Genomic DNA, 21,531 nt, shown 5'->3' with positions numbered 1-21,531 from the left:
CCTGTTTATACTTTTCGTTCGAAATCTACGATGATGGACAACTCCCCCCACACCCCCACGGAGCACGCATGCCTGCCGAGGCCACCGACGGCGCGACCGACAGCGCGATAGAGACCCGCGGCCTCGAGCCCGTCCCCGACGGCGAGCGCACCGGCCGCGTCCGCGATCTCGTCCCGACCTGGGTGGCCGCCAACATCAGCGTGCTGCTGCTGACCATGGGCGCCGGACTGGTCATCTTCAACGGGCTGAACTTCTGGCAGGTGCTGACCGTCGCCGTCGCCGCGCCCGTGGTCTCGTACGGCATCGTGGGCCTGATCTCCATCGCCGGGAAGCGCGGCGGCGCCCCCGGCATGGCCCTGTCCCGGGCCGTGTTCGGCCAGCGCGGTAACCTCTTCCCGGGCTCGCTGATCTGGATCGCCCGCTGGGGCTGGGAGACCATCAACGCGGTCAGCGGCGCCTACGCCCTCCTGACCGTGCTGGACCTGCTCTTCGGCATCAAGAGCAGCACCCTGCTGATCGTGGTCACCCTGCTGCTGTTCGTCGGCTGCACCTTCCTGGTCTCCGGTCTCGGCATCAACGCGCTGCGGGTCTGCTCGAAGTGGTCGACCTACCTCTTCGGCGCGTTCAGCGTGCTGGTCCTCGGCTACCTCGTCTTCGACACGGCATGGTCCGCGGTCTTCGACAAGCCGGCCGGTTCGACCGCGATGATGATCGCGGGCATCGGCACCATCGCGGCGGGCGGCATCAGCTGGGTCCCCTCCGGTCCCGATTTCACCCGCTACCTGCCGCGCACCGCCTCCTCCCGGGGCATGGTCGGCGCGACCATCGGCGGCGCGGCCGTGGTGGTCATTCCGATGGTCCTGATGGGCGCGGTGATGGCGGTCGGCACCCCGGACCTGGCGAGCGCCCAGGATCCGGTGTCCTTCATCGGCGAGCTGCTGCCCACCTGGATCGCGGTCCCGTACCTGCTGATCGCCCTCGTCGGCATGCTGCTGATCAACTCGATGTCGATGTACTCGGCCGGTTTCACCGCGCAGACCCTCGGCATCAAGGTGCCGCGGGCGTGGGCGGTCAGCGTCAACGCCGTCATCAGCCTGGTCTTCGGCTTCCTGCTGATGGTGGTGGCCACCAGCTTCTTCGGCTCGTTCATCTCCTTCCTGACCCTGCTGGCGGTGGCGTTCTCGGCCTGGATCGGCGTCTTCGGCGTGGACATGCTGCGCCGCCGGACGTACGACGCCGAGGCCCTGTTGGACACCACCCGCACCAGCGCCTACTGGTACCGGGGCGGTTTCGCCTGGCAGGCCATGACCGCCTGGGCGGTCGCCCTGGCCGTCGGCCTGCTCTTCACCAAGGTGGACTGGTTCAGCGGCCCGCTGGCCGCCACCTGGATCGGCGAGAACGGGCTGGGCTGGGCCGCCGGCATTCTGACCTCGGCCGTGCTGTACGCCGTACTGCCGCGCTCGGCGCAGCCGGAGCCGGCCACGCCCGCCGGTGAGGGCGGGCGCGAGCTCGCCGGATCCCTGTCCAACTGACGCCACGTCAGCTACCGTCCCCCTTCGCCACCCACACCACATCGGCGGAGGGGGACTCTCCATGCCCATCACCGTGGCCCGGTTCAATCTCGTCGACCCGAACGGCACCCCCGAGACCCTCTCCGCCCGCTACCGGGCGGCGCTGGAGATGGCGAAGTACGCCGACGACCGCGGCATCGACACCGTCCAGACCGAGGAGCACCACGGCACGGACAACAACTGGCTGCCCTCCCCCTTCGCCTTCGCTGGCGCGGTCTTCGGCGCCACCCGCCGGATCGCGGTCACCGTCTCGGCGATCATCGGCCCGCTCCACGACCCGCTGAAGGTCGCCGAGGACATCGCGGTGCTGGACCTGCTCAGCGGCGGGCGGCTGGTGACGGTGGCCGGCATCGGCTACCGGCCGCAGGAGTACGAGCAGCACGGCGTGGAGTGGGGCCGGCGCGGCCGGCTCCAGGACGAGCTGCTGGAGACTCTGCTCAAGGCCTGGACCGGAGAGCCCTTCGTGTTCCGCGGCCGGACCGTGAAGGTGACGCCGGTGCCCTTCACCCGTCCGCATCCGCTGCTGCTGGTCGGCGGCAGCTCGCAGGCGGCGGCCCGGCGCGCGGCCCGGCTCGGGCTGCCCTTCTTCCCCAGTGCCCACCTGCCGGAGCTGGAGGCGTACTACCAGGGGAAGCTGGCGGAGTACGGGACGGAGGGGTTCTGCATGATGCCGGCGGCCGAGACCCCGCTGCTGCACATCGCCGAGGACCCGGACCGGGCCTGGGCCGAGTACGGCGGGCACTTCCTGCACGAGGCGGGCATGTACGCCTCGTGGCAGTCCAAGGACATCCGCTCGGCGGTCCGCTCCGGTGCCCGGACGGTGGCGGAGCTGCGGGCGGAGGGGGTCTACCGGATCCTGTCGCCGGAGGAGGCCGTGGCGTACGCGCGGGGCGCGGGCGAGGCCGGGAACCTGGTGCTGCATCCGCTGTGCGGCGGGATGCCGGTCGACGAGGGCTGGCGCAGCCTGCAGCTGCTCTGCGAACAGGTACTGCCCCGGCTCAAGGACTGAACCGGGGCAGTGACCCGCATGAGGAGTGGGGTGGTGGCGGGGATGGTTACCCCATCTCCTCCAGCGCCTTGCCCTTGGTCTCCGGCACCCATTTGAGGATGAAGGGGATCGAGAGCACGGCGAAGACCGTGTAGATGACGTAGGCGCCGGACAGGTTCCAGTCCGACAGCGTCGGGAACGTGACGGTGATCAGCCAGTTGGCCACCCACTGGGCGGCGGCGGCCACGCCGAGCGCCGCGGCCCGGATGCGGTTGGGGAACATCTCGCCGAGCAGCACCCAGACGACCACGCCCCAGGAGAGGGCGAAGAAGAGCACGAAGCAGTGCGCGGCGACGAGCGCGACGGTGCCCTGGGTGTCGGGCATGGAGATGTTGTCGCCGGTTCCCGTCTTGTAGGAGAACGCCCAGGCGGCGAGTCCGAGGGAGATCGCCATGCCGACGGAGCCGATGAGGGCGAGCGGCTTGCGGCCGAGCCGGTCGACGAAGATCATCGCGATCACCGTGCCGATGATGTTGATGATCGAGGTGGTGAAGGAGTACAGGAACGAGCTGGTCGGGTCGATGCCGACGGACTGCCACAGCGAGGAGCTGTAGTAGAAGATCACGTTGATGCCGACGAGCTGCTGGAAGACCGACAGGCCGATGCCGATCCAGACGATGGGCATCAGGCCGAAGCGGCCGCCGAGCAGGTCCTTGAAGGTGGACTTGTGCTCGGAGCGCATGGCCAGGTCGATCTCGTGGACCCGCGCGTCCAGGTCGATCCCGGTGCCCTCGACCTCGCTGAGGACCTTTTTGGCCTGCTCGGTGCGGCCGACGGAGATCAGGAAGCGCGGGGACTCGGGAATGACGAAGGACAGCAGGCCGTAGAGGACGGCGGGGACCACCATCACGCCCAGCATCCACTGCCAGGCCTCCAGGCCGCCGATCTCGCCGCGCTGGTCGCCGTCGGCCAGGTTGAGGATGCCCCAGTTGACCAGCTGCGAGATCGCGATGCCGATGACGATCGCGGCCTGCTGGAAGGAGGCCAGCCGGCCTCGGTAGGCGGGCGGGGAGACTTCGGCGATGTAGGCCGGGCCGATGACCGAGGCCATGCCGATGCCGAATCCGCCGATGACCCGCCACATGGCGAGGTCCCAGAGGGCGAAGGGGACCGCCGAGCCGATCGCGCTGGCGGTGAAGAGCACGGCGGCGATCTGCATGCAGCGGATGCGCCCGATCCGGTCCGCGATCCGGCCGGCCGTCGCGGCGCCGAGCGCGCAGCCGATGAGGGCTGCGGCGATCACCTGGGCGAGCGCCTCGGAGCCGATGTCGAAGCGCTCCCGGATGGCGACGACGGCTCCGTTGATGACGGAACTGTCGTAGCCGAAGAGGAAACCGCCCATCGCGGCGGCCGCGGTGATGAAGATGACGTGGCCGAGATGGTCGGGCTGCGAGGTGGGTCCGCCGCCTGACGCCGAGGCCGGCGCTGTGCTGGTCAAGGTGTGCTCCGTGGGGTTTTGTCCGTCCTCCCAGTGGCGCATGGTTCACGATCTTGCACCACCCGAAGGCGGGAGACAGCGGAGCGAGCCTATGTGTTCAGTTTCTGAAGTCAAGGGGCGGGGTCAATGTTCCACTGGCGAGTGATGCGCCGAGTTGACTTCACCTCTTGAAGGAATCTTGAGGCAACCTGCGGAATCTTCAGCGAAGCCGCTGGCTGATGACCTTGGAGACCCCGTCGCCCTGCATCGAGACCCCGTACAGCGCGTCGGCGACCTCCATCGTCCGCTTCTGGTGCGTGATCACGATCAGCTGTGAGCTCTCCTGGAGCTCTTCCATGATCCGGATCAGCCGCTGCAGGTTGGTGTCGTCGAGTGCGGCCTCGACCTCGTCCATCACGTAGAAGGGGCTGGGCCGTGCCTTGAAGATCGACACCAGTAGGGCCACGGCGGTCAGCGACCGCTCACCGCCGGACAGCAGCGACAGCCGCTTGACCTTCTTGCCCGGCGGGCGGGCCTCCACGTCCACCCCGGTGGCGAGCATGTTGTCCGGATCGGTCAGGATCAGCCGGCCCTCACCGCCGGGGAACAGGCGGGAGAACACACCCTCGAACTCCCGGGCGGTGTCCCGGTACGCCTCGGTGAACACCTGCTCGACCCGCTCGTCGACCTCCTTCACCACCTGGAGGAGGTCCGCCCGGGTCTTGCGGAGGTCGTCGAGCTGCTCGCTCAGGAACTTGTGCCGCTCCTCCAAAGCGGCGAACTCCTCCAGGGCGAGCGGGTTGACCTTGCCGAGCTGCTGGTAGGCGCGCTCGGCGGCCTTCAGCCGCTTCTCCTGCTGGGCGCGGACGAACGGACCGGGCTGGTTGCGCGGGTGCTCCGGGTCCTCCGGGAGGTCCTCGCCCTCTGCGGGCAGCGAGGGCGGCACGGGCTGGTCCGGTCCGTACTCGGCGATCAGCCCGGCGGGCTCCACGCCGAGCTCCTCCAGCGCCCGGGTCTCCAGCTGCTCGATGCGGAGCCGCTTCTCGGCGCCGAGCACCTCGCCGCGGTGCACCGAGTCCGTCAGCTTGTCGAGTTCGCCCTTGAGGTCGCGGCCACGGGTCCGGGCCTGGGCCAGCTCCTGCTCGCGCAGCCCCTTGGCGTGCTCGGCGTCGCGCCGCTCCCCGTCCGCGCGCTCCAGGGACACCTCGATGTGGGCGAGGAGCTGGCGGGCGCCCTCGGCAACGGCGGCGGCCACCTCGGCCTCGTGGCGCAGCCGGGCCTTGCGCCGCTCGGCCCTGGCGCGGGCCTCGCGCTCGGCGCGGGCCGCCCGGTCGAGGCCGTCGGCCCGGCCCGCCAGTCCCTTGACCCGCTCCTCGTGCGTGCGCAGCTGCAGCCGCGCCTCCATCTCGGTCTGCCGGGCGTTGGCACCGTCGGCGGCGAGCCGGTCCCGGACGGCGGTGTCCGGCTCCTCCTCCACCGGCATCTCCTCGGCGACGGCGAGCCGCTCGGCGCACTCCTCGACCTCCATCAGCGCCTGGTCCAGGGCGTCCTGGGCCTTCGCCGCGGCGGTGGCACTGCGTTCGGCCTCGCCGGCCGCGCCCTTGGCCTGGCCGGCGAGCCGGCCGAGCTGCTGGGCGACCCCGGCCCGGGCCCGCTCCGCTTCCCGGCGCCGCTCGGCGAGCTCCTCGACGAGCACGGCGGCCGTCTTCCGCCGCTGCTCGGCGGCCGTCCGTACGTCGGCGAGCTCGCCGCACCGCACCTCGAGCTCGGCCAGCTCGCGGGCGGCCTCGTCGACGGCGGCCTGCACCTCGATGAGGCTGGGCACGCCGGCGGACCCGCCGTGCGCGAGGTGTGCACCGAGCACGTCCCCGTCGTGGGTCACGGCGACGAGCTCGGGCTGCGCGGCGACCAGGGCCTCGGCGTCGTCGAGCCCCGGGACGACGACGTAGTCCCGCAACACCCAGCCCACGGCCCGGCCCAGCGCCTCGTCCCCGTGCACGAGCTCGGCCGCCCGGACGCCGGACCCCTGCCCTGACGCCGGCTCCTCGGCGAGCCCCCCACCCACAGCCGCGGCCCCGGTGGGCAAGGGGTCCGGGGCATCGCCCGCCGGAGCCGCGCCGGCCGCGGCCGCCCCTTCGGCGGCGAAGCCGCCGACCGGGTGCAGGGCCGGGGCCGCGCCCGGCTGGGCACCGGCAGCGGAACTGCCCAGGTGGTTCGGGGCCGTGCCCGGCTCCACCGCCGTATCGGCGGCGGAGCCCGCCACGCGGCGGAGCCGCATGTCGGTACCGCCGGAAGCGGCGGGGTGGGGGATCTCGACTCCTGCCGCCACCCCGGCCTGCCCCCGCGCACCCGCACCACACGCCTCAGCCGCGACGCCCGCGGCCGCAGCGGCGCCCCGGACGGAGTCCGCATCGGGGGCCGAACCCGGTGCGGGAATGCCCGGCACGGCCGCCGGTGGGGTGATCAGGAACGTGGCTCGGCCCGCCTCGGTGGTGCGGAGGTGGCGCAGGGCCGACGCCGCCGAAGCCGCCGAGGTCACCGCCAGCGCATCCGCCGCCGCCCCCAGCGCCGCCGCGACGGGGATCTCGTACCCCGGGGTCACCGTCAGCCGCTCCGCCGCCGGGCCGAGGAGGCCGGTCAGCTGTTCCCGTGCGGCCAGCAGCGCGCCCGTGCCGTCCTTCCGGCGCAGGCCCAGGGATAGGGCGTCGTGCCGCGCGGATACCGCCGCCCGGGAGCGTTCGGCCGCCGCGACCGCGTCCCGCGCCGCGCCCAGCGCCCCTTCCGCCTCGGCGAGTTCCGCCCGGGCCGCCTCGTGTTCCGCCGCCACGCCCGTGTCCTGGTCGGCGTCCCCGACCTCCGCGGCGAGTGCTTCGTACTCCTCGCGTGCCGCCACCGCGCGGGTCTCCGCCTCGTCCCGCGCCGCCACCAGCCGGTCGATCTCCGCCTGGGCTGCGCCCGCCCGGGAGCGGGCCGCGCCGAGCCGGCCGGTGAGCCGGGCCAGGCCCTCGCGCCGGTCGGCGATGGCCCGGGCCGCGTCCCGCAGCCGGCGCTCCTCCTCGGCGAGGGTGCGTTCCAGTTCGGCGCGGTGCGCGACCGTGTCCTCCAGGGCCCGGCTCGCGGCCTCCAGCGCGGCGGCGAGCTCCGCTTCCTGCTCGCGGATGCGGGCCGCTTCCCGTTCCAGGTCCTCGGGATCGCGGCCGCGCCGCTCCTCCTCGGCCGGGGCGGTGGCGCTCTTGACCCGGGCGTCCGCCAGCGAGACGGTGCCGCGGACCCGTTCGGCCAGCTGGGACAGCTCGTACCAGGTCTGCTGGGCCTGACGGAGGCGGGGAGCCAGGTCCCGGACGGAGGATTCCAGCGCGGCCTCGCGCCGCAGCGCGAGGGACAGTTCCGCTTCGGCCGCGTCCTTGCGTTCCTTCAGCGCCTCCTCGTCCGCGATCTCCGCGTCCAGCGCGGACCGCAGGGTGACCAGGTCGTCGGCGAGCAGGCGCAGCCGGGCGTCGCGCAGGTCGGCCTGGATCACGGCGGCCCGCCGGGCCACCGCCGCCTGCCGCCCCAGGGGCTTCAGCTGCCGCCGGAGTTCCTCGGTGAGGTCCTGAACCCGCGCCAGGTTCGCCTGCATCGCGTCGAGTTTGCGCAGCGCCTTCTCTTTGCGCTTGCGGTGTTTCAGGACGCCGGCCGCCTCCTCGATGAAGGCCCGGCGCCCCATCGGGTCGGCGTGCAGGACGGAGTCCAGCTGGCCCTGGCCGACGATGACGTGCATCTCGCGGCCGATGCCGGAGTCCGACAGCAGTTCCTGGATGTCGAGCAGCCGGCAGGTGTCGCCGTTGATCTGGTACTCGCTGCCGCCGTTGCGGAACATGATCCGCGTGATGGTGACCTCGGCGTACTCGATCGGCAGTGCGCCGTCGGAGTTGTCGATGGTCAGGGACACCTCGGCACGGCCCAGCGGCGGGCGGCCGGTGGTGCCGGCGAAGATGACGTCCTCCATCTTCCCGCCGCGCAGGGACTTGGCGCCCTGCTCACCCATGACCCAGGACAGCGCGTCCACCACATTGGACTTGCCGGAGCCGTTCGGGCCCACGACACAGGTGATCCCGGGCTCGAAGCGCAGGGTGGTGGCGGAGGCGAACGATTTGAAGCCGCGCAGGGTCAGGGCCTTGAGGTGCACGCCGCCGGACTCTACCTTTCACGTTCGGTTTCACCCATGAAGGTGCAGGGCACAACAGACGTTAAAAGAAATCGGCCCCGCGCGTGGATCACCGCGGGGAGGAGTCGGCGCAAAGAAAGAAGGGACGCCGAAGCGTCCCTTGCAGATCATACGGGGCTGGAATCAAGCGACGAGATCGCGGATCAGGTGAGCGCAGGCTCCGCCTGGGGTACGTCGATGTCGATGCTGTCGAGCAGCGAGTCTCCGTGCTGAGCGGCGGCCGTCAGCGCGTCGTTCTCGGACTGAATCCGTACAAGCTCGGACTCGAGGTCCTGGACGCGCTGCTGAAGCCGTCGCATCTCGGCGAGGAGTCGCGGGTCGGAACCGCCGACGTAACCGAGAAGCGCCTTTGCCATGATGGATGGTCCTCCACACTGAGTGACCGACCGAAGCGGTGTGGGTCGTGAGGGAATCGCACCCGCGGTGTCCGGCAGCGCCAGTCAGTCACTGCGCTACTACTGCCAACACTGCCAAACAGCCCAGATGCGCGGGGCTTCCAGCGTCTCACCAAAAAGTTTGACGGTCAACACGATCACGCCCCGTATCGGCGGGCAGCCCGGCGTTCTCACGGCCCGCGGCCGGGGCACGGAGATCGTCCTCGCCTCCGAGCCTTCCACGGATCGGCGCGGGCGGCAACGTATACGCAGATCAGTGCATGATCAGCGAATCGCAAAACCGTCGTAGCCGCCGCGCGGGGTGCCCCAGATCTCCGTCACTCCGTCGACCCGCCCGGGCGTGTCGGAAGATCGCAGCCAGTCGAGCAGCCGGTGGCAATTCTCACGTTGCCCTTCTGCCACAACCTGCACTCGGCCGTCGTCGAGATTGAGCGCGAAGCCGGTCAGTCCGCCGATCTCCAGCGCATTTGCCCTGGTGAACCAACGGAAGCCCACTCCTTGTACACGGCCGCGTACCCATGCGGTCATCCGGACGTCTTCGTTCATGCGTGAACGCTAACGGTGCCATCACTTCCGCCGCGCATCGCCCCGGCAGCTCATTGGCGTACAGTCGCCGACCGATGAACTCACCCATTTGGGTGAGTAAAGGTTGATCTTGGAAGGCAACGCCGATGGGACGTCACCGCCTGCCCGCGCCGCCTCGCGCCAAGCGCGGCACCGCCGTACGCAACGGTCTCCTCGGCGTATCCGTTGCCGTGGCCCTGGGAACGGCCGCCGTGACGACCGGCCTGGTGCCGGTCGGCAGCGCCTTCCCGTACGTCGGCACGGACGGCGGCGGCGACCGGAAGAGCGAGGCGAAGGCGAAGCCCGAGCCCACTCCGGCCCCCGACCTCCAGCAGCAGGGCGGCCTGGCCAACCTGCCGGGCCGGGCCCCCACCGGCCCCGGCACGAGCGGCGGCACCCACTCCGCCCCGGCAAACCCCCCGGCCTCCCCGACCCCGTCGGCCAAGCCCACCCCCTCGGCCAAGCCCACCCCCTCGGCCAAGCCCACTCCCCTGGCCAAGCCCACTCCCTCGGCCAAACCCACCCCGTCGGCCAAGCCCGCTCTCCCGGCCTCCGCCGCCCCCAAGGCGAAGCCCACGCCCTCCCCCTCCAAGGCTCCGACGAAGAAGGCCCCCGCCCCGGCTCCCAAGCCGACCCCCGCTCCGACGAAGGCCAAGCCCGCACCGGTGGTCCCGCCGACCCCGTCGACCGGCCACTCCGCCGAGGAGACCGCCGTGCTCAACCGGGTGAACGTGGAGCGCGCGGCGGCCGGCTGCGGCCCGGTGCGGGCGAACTCGCCGCTGGCGGGACTGGCCGGGGCGTTCAGCAAGGACATGGCCGTCCGGAACTTCTTCGGCCACACCGACCCCGACGGAAAGACCCCGTGGGACCGGGCCGCCGCGGCCGGCATCTCCGGCCTCGGCGGCGAGAACATCGCCCGCGGCCAGGGTGACGCCGACGCCGTGATGAAGGCCTGGATGAACAGCCCGGGCCACAAGGCGAACATCCTCAACTGCGAGTTCCGCACCCTGGGCGTCGGCATGTACGACGCCGCCGGCGGCCCCTGGTGGACCCAGAACTTCGGCTTCTGACGGCGGGCGGCCGCGTCAGGCGGTGACGGCCGCGCGGCCGGCCAGGAAGACCCGGGCGGTGTCGGCGACCCGGCGGCCCAGGTGCTCGGCCGTCGCGATGTCGGCCTTGTGCACCGCCTCGACGCCCTGGTCGGAGTTGGACTGCGCGGCCGCGCCGGAGAAGAAGCCGAGCCGGTTGAGGTCGTTCTCGGAGGCCGTGGAGGAGTTCCAGCCCGGCTTGAGGCCGAGGTTGACCCAGTTCATGCCGTGCTGTGCGGCGAGCGTCTGGAAGTACTGCAGGGTGTGCAGCTTGTCGCCGCTCTTGGAGGCGGAGTTGGTGAAGCCGGCCGCCAGCTTGTCCTGCCAGGCGTCGCCGAACCAGCGCTTCGAGGTGGCCTCGGCGAAGACGTGGAAGGCACCGGAGGCGGTGCCCATGTACGTCGGGGAGCCGAAGACGATCGCGTCGGACGCGTCCAGCAGCTCCCACTGCGCATCGTCGATCTCGTCCACCTTGATCAGGTGGACCGTGGCGCCGGCGTCGGCCGCTCCGGCCCGGACGGCCTCGGCGACGACGGCGGTGTGGCCGAATCCCGAGTGGTAGGCGATCGAGACGACGGGGGTGTGCGCGGACATGGCTGATCTCCCTCAGCAGTGGTGCGGGTGCGTGGTGCAGTGAGGAAAGGTAAGCACTAACTTTTAGAAAGCGCAAGCTCATGGTTAGCGCTGCCTCGGAGTACGCTGAACGCATGGAGACCCCTGTCCGCACCGAAGCCTGCGGCAACGACCTGCCGTACGACGTCTTCGCGCGCGCCTGCCCGTCCCGCGAAACCCTGGAGCACGTCACCGGGCGGTGGGGCAGCCTGACCGTGAGCGCACTCCACGACGGCGCGTGCCGGTTCAACGAACTGCGCCGCCGGGTCGACGGCGTGAGCGAGAAGATGCTGTCCCAGACGCTGCACGCGCTGGAACGGGACGGCATCGTGCACCGCGAGGCACAGCCGACCAACCCTCCGCGGGTGGACTACGAGCTGACCCCGATGGGCCGCGAGGTCGCGGAACGGCTGATGGCCCTGATCCGCTTCCTGGAGGGCAGCACCCCGCAGGTGCTCCGGTCCCGGGAGCGTTACGACGAGGCGCGCGGCGGCCTCTGACAGCGCGGGCAGAAGTAGCTGGACCGGTTCATCCAGGGCCTGCGGCGCATGGCCGTGCCGCAGCGGCGGCACGGCTCGTCCTCGCGCCCGTACGCGTCGAGCGAGCGCTCGAAGTAGCCGGACTCGCCGTTCACGTTGACGTACAGGCTGTCGAAGCTGGTCCCGCCGACCGCGAGGGCCGCGTTCATCACGTCCCGGACGTGGCCGAGCAGTTCCCGGCTCTTCGGCCGGGTCAGGTCGGCGGTGGGCCGCTCGTAGTGCAGCCGGGCCCGCCAGAGCGCCTCGTCGGCGTAGATGTTGCCGACCCCGCTGATGAGCGACTGGTCCAGCAGGGCCCGTTTGACGGTGGTCCGCTTGGCGCGCAGGGCCAAGTGGTAGGCCGTCTCGTCGAAGAGCGGATCGAGCGGGTCCCGCGCGATGTGCGCGATGACGTCCGGCAGCCCGTCCGGGCTGCCGGGGACGGTGTCGTGCAGCGAGAGCCCGCCGAAGGTGCGCTGGTCGACGAAGCGCAGCTCGGTGCCGGCCGAGTCGGCGAACCGGACCCGGATGCGCAGGTGCTTCTCGTCCGGCGCGTCCTGCGGCTGCACCAGCAGCTGGCCGCTCATCCCGAGGTGCCCGAGCACCGACACGTCCCGCCCCGCGAGCGGCAGCCACAGGTACTTGCCCCGGCGTATCGGCACGCCGATGGTCTGCCCGGTCAGCCGGGCGGCGAAGTCGGGCGCGCCGGCCGGGTGCCGGCGCACGGCCCGCGGGTGCAGCACCTCGACCGCGGCGACGGTCCGCCCGGCCACCCAGCGCTCCAGGCCGCGCCGTACGACTTCGACCTCGGGCAGCTCGGGCACGGTGTCTCCTCGGGAGGGGGCAGGGATCCACGGCGAGCCTACCGGCGGCCGCGGAAACGGCTCCGCCCGCCCCGGGAAGGTCGGGGCGGGCGGAGTGGACAGCCGAAGGAGGCCGGTCAGGTCAGGCGTCGGGGGCCGGATCGGCGGGCGTCGGCACCCCGCCGTCCTCGGCCGAGACCGCGGCCGGAGCCGGGGCCGCAGCGGGCGCCGCGGCCGCAGCCGCGGCGGCCGCGGCTTCCGCCGCGATCCGCTCGTCCGCAGCCGCGCGGATCGCGCGCCATGCGGACTCCGCTGCCTGCTGTTCTGCTTCCTTCTTGCTGCGGCCGGTGCCGGTGCCGTACGAGACACCACCGACGCGGGCGGCAGCAGTGAAGGTCTTCTCGTGGTCCGGGCCGGTCTCGGAGACCAGGTATTCCGGCACGCCAAGGCCTTCCGCCGCGGTGAGTTCCTGGAGGCTGGTCTTCCAGTCCAGTCCGGCACCGAGGTTGGAGGACTTCTCGATCAGCGGGTCGAAGAGCCGGTGGACCAGCTCCGAGGCCGCGTCGAGGCCCTGGTCGAGATAGACCGCGCCGATCACCGCTTCAAGGGTGTCGGCGAGGATCGAGGCCTTGTCCCGGCCGCCCGTGCCCTCTTCGCCCCGGCCGAGCCGGATGAAGGAGCCGAGTTCGAGGCCGCGCCCGACCTCCGCCAGCGCACGCGAATTGACCACCGCGGCCCGAAGCTTGGCCAGCTGGCCTTCGGGCAGGTCGGGGTGGGTCCGGTACAGCGTGTCCGTGACCACCAGGCCGAGCACGGAGTCCCCGAGGAACTCCAGCCGCTCGTTGGTGGGCAGACCGCCGTTCTCGTACGCGTACGAACGGTGGGTCAGCGCACGTACCAGAAGGGCGGTCTCGAGCTGATACCCGAGCCGCCCTTCCAGAAGCGTGTGGGACGAGGCCGCGTTGTTGCTGTCCGCCTGCTTTTTTTCGCCGGCAAGCTCAGACATTGCGCCTCTCACCAGCCGCTCAGACCTCGAGGACCTGGCGCTTGTTGTAGGTGCCGCAGCTCGGGCACGCGATGTGCTGCTGCTTCGGCTCCTGGCAACGCTCACACGAAACCAGGGTGGGGACCGCAGCCTTCCACTGCGACCGGCGGTGGCGCGTGTTGCTGCGCGACATCTTCCGCTTCGGAACAGCCACGGCTACTTCTCCTGCTTCTCGGCGGCGCCCCGGACGTCGTCTACGTCAGAAGCTGTGCCGCTCATGTTGTCCTTCTCGTCGTCCTGATCGGTCACGACGAGTCCCTGCAATGCCGCCCAACGGATGTCGACGGCGTCGTGGTGGTGGTCCGGGTCGTCGTTCAGGCTGAGCCCGCAGTCGGGGCACAGACCGAGACAGTTCTCCCGGCACACCGGCTGCAGCGGCAGTGCGAGCACCACCGCGTCCCGCAGCACGGGTTCGAGGTCGAACAGGCCGTCCTCGAGGTAGAGCCTGTCCTCGTCGTCCTCGGCGTCGTCGCCCGGCTCCGCCTTTGCGCGGTTCCGGTCGTCGGCGTCAGGGTACGAGAACATCTCCTGGAAGTCCGTGTCGAGCTCACGCTCCACGGCCTCCAGACACCTTACGCACTCCCCCACGGCCAGTGCACGGGCGGTGCCTGTGACAAGCACCCCTTCCATGACCGACTCGAGGCGGAGGTCGAGCTGCACCGGGGCGCCTTCCGGTACCCCGATGACCCCGTCGAGACCGAAGTCCGCCGGAGCCGCGATCTCGCGGGACAGCCGCTGCAAGGCACCAGGACGCCGACCCAGCTCGTGCGTGTCGAACACGAGAGGGTTGCGGTGGTCGAGGCGGGTGTTCAGGGCCGTTCCTGCTTTCGAAGATCACTGTTCTGCATGCGTTCGGGCACGCAAGACGGCGGCGCATACGCGCGACCGAAGAGCCAGGATACCCGGCGCTTCGCTCTGAGCCCAATCCGCTGCCCGCGGGCTGCTAGCGGCCCTGCTCGTACTGGCGCAGCTGGTCCAGGTTGATCATGCTCGTGTCGAAGAAGCTGGTCTCGTCCAGGGCCGGCTGCTGCGGGTGCTGGGGCTGCTGCGCCTGCTGGGGCTGCTGGTAGGCCGCGTACGGGTCGGGCTGCTGCTGGTACGCGTACGCCTCGTAGCCGGGCTCCGGCTGCTGCTGGTGCTGCTGCTGCTGGTAGCCCGCGTACGGGTCCTGGTACGGGTACGCGTCCTGCTGCTGGGGCTGCTGGTGCTGCCCGGAGTACTGCGCGGCGTAAGCCGCTCCGGTGGAGCCGGTGCTTGCACCGGGGTACGTGTCGTACACGGGCTCCGGCTGGGCCGGGATCTGCGGCCGGTCCCCCGCCGGCTCCGGGTCCGGCTCCGCCAGGGCGGCCAGGAAGTCCGCGTCCCCGGCCGTCCGGGACTGCGGGACGCCGGCCGCGTCCTGGGCCGCCATGTGCGCCCCCAGATCGTCCGTGGCCACCCGGCCCTGGAGCTTCTGCCGGCCGCGGCCGACCGCCTCCAGGGTCTTGGCGAGCACCGCCTCGAAGGTGGCGAGCTTGGCCGAGATGTACTCGTCCGCGTTGGCGTAGCCCTCGTCGGCGAGGCCCGGTCCGCCGCCCAGCAGCTTCTCCCGGCCCCGGTCCACCGAGCCGATGGTCTTGGTCAGCACGACCTCGAAGTTCGCGAGCTTGCTGTCCACGTAGTCGTCCGCCTCGGCGCGGATCTCCTCGGCCTCCCGGCGGGCCTCCGCCAGGATCCGGTCCGCCTCGCCCTGCGAGCGGCGCGCGACCTCCGTGTCGGAGACCAGCGAGCCGCGCTGGGCGTGCGCCGACTCGATGATGCGCTCGGCCTCCTGGCGGGCTTGCTCGACCATCTGGTCGCGGCCGCCGATCAGCTCCTGCGCCTGCGCGAGGGAGCCGGGCAGTGCCTGGCGCACCTCTTCGAGCAGGGCGAGCAGCTCGGCGCGGTGGATCACGCAGGAGGAGGACATGGGCATGGACCGGGCGCCGGCGACCGCCGCGACGATGTCGTCGAGCTTCTTCTGCACGTCCATACGGGCTCGCACTCTCTCGGCCTCGGGCGGTTCCTGAGACGGACGGGACGACTGTAAGGCCACCCCGAGGCCGCAGGACACCGCCTGGTGCGGCGACGGGCGGTTCAGCGGTTGCCGAGACGTTCCATCAAGGCCGCGTGCACATGCGGCGGCAGCAGGTGGGAGACGTCGCCGCCCCAGGCCGCCACCTCCTTGACCAGGGAGGAGGAGAGGAAGCTGTAGGTCGGGTTGGTGGGCACGAAGAGCGTTTCGACCCCGGAGAGCCCGTTGTTCATCTGGGCCATCTGGAGTTCGTAGTCGAAGTCGCTGACCGCGCGCAGGCCCTTGACGATGGCGGGGATGTCGCGCTGCTTGCAGAAGTCGACCAGCAGGCCGTGGAAGGACTCCACCTCGATGTTCCCGTAGTCGGCCGTGGCCTCGCGGATCAGCTCGATCCGCTCCTCGACGGTGAACAGGCCCTGCTTGGACTGGTTGATCATCACGGCGACGTGGACGACGTCGTACAGCTTCGAGGCGCGTCCGATGATGTCGAGGTGTCCGTTGGTGATCGGGTCGAAGGATCCCGGACAGACGGCGCGGCGCAACTGAACTCCCTCGTTCATGAGTCTTCGCTGGTGAGAGCGGCGCGACCGTACCAGAGGGTGCCTTCGCCGTACCGCCTGGAGCGGAGCGGCTCGAACCCGTCCGGCCAGGGGAAGTCGCCGCTTCGAGTGCTGCGTTCCACGGTGACGAGCGCGTCGCCGGTGAGCCAGCCATTGGACCGGAGTGTGAGCAGGATCTCGCCAAGATCGTGGCTTGTGACGGCGTAGGGCGGGTCCAGGAAGACGATGTCGTACGGGTCGCCGGAGGCGGGGCCGGCGGCGACCTGCTCGGCCTTGCCGGCCCGGAACTCAGCTCCCGGCAGGCCCAGCGTCCGGATGTTGTCCCGGATGGTCTTCGCGGCCCTCGGGTCGGCTTCGACGAGGAGGGTGTGGGCGGCGCCGCGGGAGAGGGCTTCCAGGCCGACGGCGCCGGAGCCGCCGTACAGGTCGAGCACCCGGGCTCCGGCGACGCCGTGCAGGGACTCCCAGGTGGAGAACAGGCCCTCGCGCGCCCGGTCCGAGGTGGGCCGGGTGCCGGTACCGGGGGGCACGGCCAGCCGTCGCCCGCCGGCGCTGCCGGCGATCACGCGGGTCATCTGGGTTCCTTCACGTCTGCGGGGTGGCAGCCGCCCTGGCGGAGCGGCCACCCCCATTGTCAGCCCTTCTCCAGATACTGCTCCCGTTCGGTGTCGAGGAGGGCTTCGAGGGCGGTCCGCAGGCAGGGCAGCCGCTCGAGTTCCGGGTCGGCGGCGACCACTCGGGCCGCCTCCTCCCGGGCCTGGGCGATGACCTCCTCGTCCTCGATGACGGCGAGCATGCGCAGCGAGGAGCGGACACCGGACTGGGCCTGGCCGAGGACATCGCCTTCGCGGCGCTGCTCCAGGTCGATGCGGGAGAGCTCGAAGCCGTCGAGGGTGGCGGCGACGGCGGCGAGCCGGGCCCGGGCGGGGCTGGCCTCGGGCATCTCGCTGACCAGCAGGCACAGCCCGGGGGCGGAGCCGCGGCCGACCCGGCCGCGGAGCTGGTGCAGCTGGGAGACGCCGAACCGGTCCGCGTCCATGATCACCATCACGGTGGAGTTGGGCACGTTGACGCCGACCTCGATGACGGTGGTGGCGACCAGGACCTGCACCTCGCCGGCGGCGAACCGCCGCATGACCTCGTCCTTGTCGGCCGGATCCATCCGCCCGTGCAGCACCTCGACGGCGAGTCCGGCCAGCGGGCCGCCGCGGAGCTGCTCGGCGATGTCCACGACGGCGAGCGGGGGCCGCTTCTCCGCCTCGTCCTCGGCGGAGGCCGGGGCCTTCTTCTTCTCGGCCGACTCGTCGAGGGCGTCGCCGATCCGCGGGCAGACCACGTAGGCCTGGTGGCCCTTCTCCACCTCCTCGCGGACCCGTTCCCAGGTCCGGGCGAGGAAGTGGGGCTTGTCCTTGGCGGGCACCACATGGGTGGCGATGGGCGAACGGCCGGCCGGCAGCTGGTCCAGGACGGAGGTCTCCAGGTCGCCGAAGACGGTCATGGCCACCGTGCGCGGGATGGGGGTCGCGGTCATCACCAGGAGGTGCGGGGGCTGTTTCCCCTTCGACCTGAGCGCGTCGCGCTGCTCCACGCCGAACCGGTGCTGTTCGTCCACCACGACCAGGCCGAGGTCGTGGAACTGCACCTTGTCCTCGATCAGGGCGTGGGTGCCGATGACGATGCCGGCCTCGCCGGTGACCAGGTCGAGCAGCGCCTGTCGCCGGGCGGGCATCCCCATGGACCCGGTGAGCAGCACCACCTTGGTGCCCTGCTCGGCGCCGCCGAGCATGCCGCCCTCGGCGAGCTCGCCCATCATCTCGGTGACGGACCGGTGGTGCTGCTGGGCGAGGACCTCGGTGGGGGCGAGCATGGCGGCCTGTCCGCCGGAGTCGACGACGGCGAGCATGGCGCGCAGCGCCACCATCGTCTTTCCGCTGCCGACCTCGCCCTGGAGGAGGCGGTGCATGGGGTGCTCGGTGGCTAGGTCGTCGAAGATCTCGCGGGAGACGTTCTCCTGGCCCTCGGTCAGGGTGAAGGGGAGCTTGGCGTCGAAGGCGTCGAGCAGGCCGCCGGGGACCGGGCGGCGCGGGGCGGCCGGGAGCTGGCCGTCGGCGTGCCGGCGGCGGGCCAGGGCGACCTGGAGGACGAAGGCCTCGTCCCACTTGAGGCGCTCGCGGGCGCGGGCGACGTCGGCCTTGTCGCGCGGGCGGTGGATCTTCTGCAGGGCCTCGGGGAGGGTGACCATGCCGCGGCCCTCGCGCAGGGCGGGCGGCAGCGGGTCGACGGCTTCCGGGGCGCTGGGCAGGACCGCGTCCACGGCCTTGGAGATCTTCCAGGTCTCCAGTTTGGCGCAGGCCGGGTAGATGGGGATGAGCTGGTTGGCGAACGCGTCCACGGCGTCGCGGTCCGAGGTGTCGCCGCCCAGCAGCTCGTACGCGGGGTGGGCGAGCTGGAGCTTGCGGTTGAACATGCCGACCTTGCCCGCGAACATCGCGCGGGTGCCGGGCAGCAGCTCCTTGTGCGGTTTGTGCACGCCGGAGCCGAAGAAGACCAGCTGGAGGCGGCCGGCCCCGTCGGTGATGGTGACTTCGAGGCGTCTGCCGCGCCCGCCGTTGAAGGTGAGGACCCGGGCGTCGGCGACCTGTGCGACCACCGTGACGTGTTCGTCGAGCTGGTCCGCGAGCTCGGCGAGCGCGGTGAGCTCGCCCCGCTCCGCGTAGCGTCTCGGGTAGTGGTGCAGCAGGTCGCCGACCGTGTGCAGGCCGAGCTGCTCGGCCAGCACCTTGGCGGTGGCGGGGCCGAGTGTCTTCTTCAGTGGTTCATCGAGCGCGGGCACGTGTTCCATTGCACACCATGGCGCCGACAGTTCCGTGCCCCGACGGTGTCAGCAGGGGCGGTTCGACGCGCTGACGCCCACGCTGACCGAGCCGCCGTACCCGGACAGGGTCAGGGTGTTGGAGCCGGAGGCGGGTACGAAGTAGTTGGCCGGCTGCAGGTGGACGGTGACGCCGGCCGGGATGCCGCCGGGGGCGGAGAGGTTCACCACCTGTGTGGTGCCGGAGGCGCTGGGCACGTGGGCGGAGTCCGAGGAGACCTGGAGTCCGGCCCAGGAAGTCTTGGAGACGGTGAACTTCCAGGTGCTGCCGGCGGGGACGCCGGTGGAGGCGACGGTGAAGGCGAGCTTGCGGTTCCAGGCGGGTCCGACGCAGGTCCAGCCGAGGCCGGCGGCGGTGGCGCGTTCGGGTCCGGGAGCGGGAGCGGCGGTCGCCGCGCCGGCGCCGCCGAGCAGGGTGGCGGCCGACAGCGCGAGGGCGCCCGCCGCGGATAACGCGCGGGACGCGGCTCTCGGGGTTTTCGGCATTCTCATGGGACGTGTCCTCTCGGGGCGTGCCGGGATCTCCGGTTGCCCCGGTCCGGCCTTTCCACGCCGGACCCCCGCCAAACACGCCCACGGGCGCCCTCCGGCCCGGTTATTCGACGCCGATCAGGAGCGGTGCGGAGTGCCGGCCGCCGCGGTAGGTGACGGTGTCCACGGCGAGGTGGCCGTTGCGGACGTACGCCTGGAGGCGTTCGGCGAGCGTGTCGGGCACCTCCGGTCCCAGGACCAGGGTGACCAGTTCGCCGCCGGAGCCGAGCATCCGCTGCAGGACCGCCTCGGCGGTCTCGGGCAGGTCCGCTCCGATGACGGCGACGTCCCCGTCGATCAGGCCGAGCACGTCCCCGGCCTGGCAGATGCCGGCGGAGGTGAAGGACTGCCGTTCGGCGACGGCGAGTTCGCCGTAGCGGGTGGCGCCCGCGGCCGCGGTCATGGCGACCACGTCCTCGTCGAAGCTGCCGTCGGGTTCGTGTACGGCGAGCGCGGCCAGGCCCTGGACGGCGGACCGGGTGGGGATCACGGCGACGCGCACCCCTTCGGCGCGGGCCTGTTCGGCGGCGGCCGCGGCGGCGGCCCGCAGCTCGGTGTCGTTGGGCAGCAGCACGACTTCTCGGGCGTGGGCCCGCCGGATCGCGTCGGCCAGGTCGGCGGCGGCGGGCGGCTGCCCGGGGCGGGCGAGCACGGTGGTGGCGCCCGTTTCCCCGCACAGGGCGGCGAGTCCTTCGCCGGGGACGACGGCCACCACCGCGCGCTGGGCCCGTTCGCCGCGGGCCCGGCGCCGCTCGTCGCCGAAGTGGGTGATGCGGATCCGGTACGGCCGGCCGGCGTCGAGTCCGGCCTCCACGGCCGCGCCGGGGTCGTCTACGTGGACGTGCACGTTCCACAGGCCGTCCCCGCCGACCACGACCAGGGAGTCGCCGAGTCCGTCGAGCCGCTCGCGCAGCCCGGCGACGGCCCCTTCTCCGGCCTCCAGGAGGTAGACCACCTCGTAGGCCGGCCCGCCGTGCTCCTCCGCGCAGGGCTCCGGCGGCACCGGCACGGCCCGTCCGGGCACCGGCTCGGGGCCGAGTTCCTGGCCGGACAGGGCCTGCCAGAGGGCGCCCAGTACGGCGACCAGGCCGAAGCCGCCCGCGTCGACCACACCGGCCCGGGCCAGGACGGCGAGCTGGCCGGGGGTCTTCTCCAGGGCTGCGCGGGCCCCGTCGTACGCGGCGCGGGCCACGGTCGCCACCGGGGTGCCGGCAGCGGCCTCGGCGGCCCGGGCAGCGGCATCGGCGACGGTGAGCATGGTGCCCTCGACGGGGTGCGCGACCGCCTGGTAGGCGGAGGCGGCGGCCCGGGTCAGCGCGTGCGCGAGCCGCTCCCCCGGACCGGTGCCGTCGGTGCCGGCAGCGGTCCCGGTGGCGGGTTCGCCCTCGCCGTCGCCGTCGCTATCGGTGTCCGTGTCGGTGTCGGTGTCGTCGAGTACGTCGGCCATGCCGCGCAGCAGCTGCGCGAGGATCGTGCCGGAGTTGCCCCGGGCCCCGATCAGCGCCCCGTGCGCGTAGGCCCGTACCGCTGCGCCGAGGGAGACGGGGGGTGTTCCCTCGGTCACACCGGCGCAGGTCTCCTCCACCTCCCGGGCGGCCGATTCGACGGTCAGGTAGAGATTGGTGCCGGTGTCGGCGTCGGCGACCGGGTAGACGTTGATCGCGTCGATGTCCTCGCGGGCCCGGCCCAGTGAGGCCAAGGCCAGCGAGCTCCAGGTGCGCACCGCTTCGGCGTCGAGGGTGTGCGGCTCGTGCGGCACCGGGCGTTCCTCCTCCTGCGGGCTGGGGTTCACCGCAGAGTAACGAAGGGCGAGGCGGCGGCTGCCGGGTCCATGGTAGTTTTCTCGGACGGGAGCAGACGTTGTATGCTGCTCCGGTTGCCCGACGAGAGTCGGGCCATCCCCCGGCAAACCACTTCAGATCTCTGATTCCGGTGCGCCGGAATTCACTGTAAGTGCATCTGAAGTCTTTGGAGTGACCTGTGGCTGCCAACTGCGACGTTTGCGGCAAGGGGCCGGGCTTCGGCAACAACATCTCGCACTCGCACCGCCGTACGTCCCGTCGCTGGAACCCGAACATCCAGCGCGTCCGTGCCGTGGTCAGTGGGACGCCGAAGCGCCTCAACGCCTGCACCTCGTGCATCAAGGCCGGCAAGGTCTCGCGCTGACGCTCCCGTCGTAGCGCAGCCCTTCCCGGTTGCCAAGAAGGCCGGTCTACCTCGGTAGACCGGCCTTTTGCCATGTCCGGG

General features: G+C 71.7%; 20 protein-coding genes. 5 read left to right on the top strand and 15 right to left on the bottom strand.

The features are described from left to right. The first annotated feature begins 68 nt into the window (after window positions 1-68). The gene (locus AB0447_RS20100; RefSeq protein WP_366478036.1) at window positions 69-1,532 is read left to right on the top strand and encodes a cytosine permease; all 1,464 of its coding nucleotides are present in this window, start codon (window positions 69-71) and stop codon (window positions 1,530-1,532) included. Between the two features lie 61 nt (window positions 1,533-1,593). Then, entirely contained in the window at window positions 1,594-2,580 is a 987-nt protein-coding gene (locus AB0447_RS20095) for an LLM class flavin-dependent oxidoreductase (RefSeq protein WP_366478035.1), read from the top strand. 46 nt (window positions 2,581-2,626) lie between these two features. Here the strand turns inward: AB0447_RS20095 and AB0447_RS20090 are convergent, their stop codons facing one another. The 4 genes from AB0447_RS20090 to AB0447_RS20075 form a co-directional block, all read right to left on the bottom strand. Further along, window positions 2,627-4,057 (bottom strand): sugar porter family MFS transporter, encoded by a 1,431-nt coding sequence (locus tag AB0447_RS20090; protein WP_366478034.1) that lies wholly within the window; start codon window positions 4,055-4,057, stop codon window positions 2,627-2,629. A 199-nt stretch (window positions 4,058-4,256) separates the two neighbouring features. After that, the gene (locus AB0447_RS20085) at window positions 4,257-8,204 is read right to left on the bottom strand and encodes an AAA family ATPase (RefSeq protein ID WP_366478033.1); all 3,948 of its coding nucleotides are present in this window, start codon (window positions 8,202-8,204) and stop codon (window positions 4,257-4,259) included. 182 nt (window positions 8,205-8,386) lie between these two features. Next, window positions 8,387-8,599, bottom strand: coding sequence for a hypothetical protein (locus tag AB0447_RS20080; RefSeq protein ID WP_150207136.1), 213 nt, complete (start codon window positions 8,597-8,599; stop codon window positions 8,387-8,389). 303 nt (window positions 8,600-8,902) lie between these two features. Next, on the bottom strand, window positions 8,903-9,184 hold the full coding sequence (locus AB0447_RS20075; RefSeq protein WP_366478032.1) for an acylphosphatase: 282 nt from the start codon (window positions 9,182-9,184) through the stop codon (window positions 8,903-8,905). 125 nt (window positions 9,185-9,309) lie between these two features. On the opposite strand from AB0447_RS20075, the gene AB0447_RS20070 reads away from it, so the two are divergent. Continuing rightward, window positions 9,310-10,272 carry a CAP domain-containing protein gene (locus AB0447_RS20070; protein WP_366478031.1) on the top strand — a complete coding sequence of 321 codons (963 nt, stop codon included), beginning with the start codon at window positions 9,310-9,312 and terminating at the stop codon, window positions 10,270-10,272. 15 nt (window positions 10,273-10,287) lie between these two features. Here AB0447_RS20070 and AB0447_RS20065 read toward each other — a convergent pair whose 3' ends face one another. Continuing rightward, on the bottom strand, window positions 10,288-10,884 hold the full coding sequence (locus tag AB0447_RS20065) for a flavodoxin family protein (RefSeq protein ID WP_366478030.1): 597 nt from the start codon (window positions 10,882-10,884) through the stop codon (window positions 10,288-10,290). A gap of 113 nt (window positions 10,885-10,997) precedes the next feature. Here AB0447_RS20065 and AB0447_RS20060 point away from each other — a divergent pair, with 113 nt between their 5' ends. Then, the gene (locus AB0447_RS20060) at window positions 10,998-11,402 is read left to right on the top strand and encodes a helix-turn-helix domain-containing protein (protein ID WP_366478029.1); all 405 of its coding nucleotides are present in this window, start codon (window positions 10,998-11,000) and stop codon (window positions 11,400-11,402) included. Here AB0447_RS20060 and mutM read toward each other — a convergent pair. The 10 genes from mutM to AB0447_RS20010 all read right to left on the bottom strand — a co-directional run bounded on the left by mutM (window position 11,375) and on the right by AB0447_RS20010 (window position 21,076). After that, a complete protein-coding gene (gene mutM, locus AB0447_RS20055; RefSeq protein ID WP_366478028.1) occupies window positions 11,375-12,244 on the bottom strand; it encodes a bifunctional DNA-formamidopyrimidine glycosylase/DNA-(apurinic or apyrimidinic site) lyase in 870 nt (289 codons plus the stop codon). The two genes, AB0447_RS20060 and mutM, sit on opposite strands and share 28 nt — an antisense overlap. A gap of 121 nt (window positions 12,245-12,365) precedes the next feature. Beyond that, window positions 12,366-13,229, bottom strand: coding sequence for a ribonuclease III (gene rnc / locus AB0447_RS20050; RefSeq protein WP_366478027.1), 864 nt, complete (start codon window positions 13,227-13,229; stop codon window positions 12,366-12,368). Between the two features lie 19 nt (window positions 13,230-13,248). Continuing rightward, window positions 13,249-13,422, bottom strand: a complete 174-nt coding sequence (rpmF, locus tag AB0447_RS20045; protein WP_026165248.1) for a 50S ribosomal protein L32 — start codon at window positions 13,420-13,422, stop codon at window positions 13,249-13,251. A gap of 2 nt (window positions 13,423-13,424) precedes the next feature. Next, window positions 13,425-14,081 (bottom strand): YceD family protein, encoded by a 657-nt coding sequence (locus AB0447_RS20040; RefSeq protein WP_366478099.1) that lies wholly within the window; start codon window positions 14,079-14,081, stop codon window positions 13,425-13,427. A gap of 130 nt (window positions 14,082-14,211) precedes the next feature. Next, window positions 14,212-15,279, bottom strand: coding sequence for a cell division initiation protein (locus AB0447_RS20035; RefSeq protein ID WP_366478026.1), 1,068 nt, complete (start codon window positions 15,277-15,279; stop codon window positions 14,212-14,214). Between the two features lie 104 nt (window positions 15,280-15,383). Next, complete coding sequence (gene coaD, locus AB0447_RS20030) at window positions 15,384-15,863, bottom strand: pantetheine-phosphate adenylyltransferase (RefSeq protein ID WP_366478098.1); 480 nt, start codon at window positions 15,861-15,863, stop codon at window positions 15,384-15,386. A 14-nt stretch (window positions 15,864-15,877) separates the two neighbouring features. Then, entirely contained in the window at window positions 15,878-16,456 is a 579-nt protein-coding gene (rsmD, locus tag AB0447_RS20025) for a 16S rRNA (guanine(966)-N(2))-methyltransferase RsmD (RefSeq protein WP_366478025.1), read from the bottom strand. 59 nt (window positions 16,457-16,515) lie between these two features. Beyond that, window positions 16,516-18,723, bottom strand: coding sequence for an ATP-dependent DNA helicase RecG (recG, locus tag AB0447_RS20020; protein ID WP_366478024.1), 2,208 nt, complete (start codon window positions 18,721-18,723; stop codon window positions 16,516-16,518). A gap of 39 nt (window positions 18,724-18,762) precedes the next feature. Next, on the bottom strand, window positions 18,763-19,245 hold the full coding sequence (locus tag AB0447_RS20015; protein WP_366478023.1) for a hypothetical protein: 483 nt from the start codon (window positions 19,243-19,245) through the stop codon (window positions 18,763-18,765). Between the two features lie 103 nt (window positions 19,246-19,348). Next, entirely contained in the window at window positions 19,349-21,076 is a 1,728-nt protein-coding gene (locus AB0447_RS20010; RefSeq protein ID WP_366478022.1) for a DAK2 domain-containing protein, read from the bottom strand. A gap of 188 nt (window positions 21,077-21,264) precedes the next feature. Here AB0447_RS20010 and rpmB point away from each other — a divergent pair, with 188 nt between their 5' ends. Beyond that, window positions 21,265-21,450, top strand: a complete 186-nt coding sequence (gene rpmB / locus AB0447_RS20005; protein ID WP_064070327.1) for a 50S ribosomal protein L28 — start codon at window positions 21,265-21,267, stop codon at window positions 21,448-21,450. The last annotated feature ends 81 nt before the right edge of the window (window positions 21,451-21,531 follow it).

The sequence above is a fragment of the Streptomyces sp. NPDC051211 genome (genome assembly GCF_040689505.1).
GTDB lineage: Bacteria > Actinomycetota > Actinomycetes > Streptomycetales > Streptomycetaceae > Streptomyces.
This window is presented reverse-complemented; position numbering and strand designations above follow the sequence as displayed.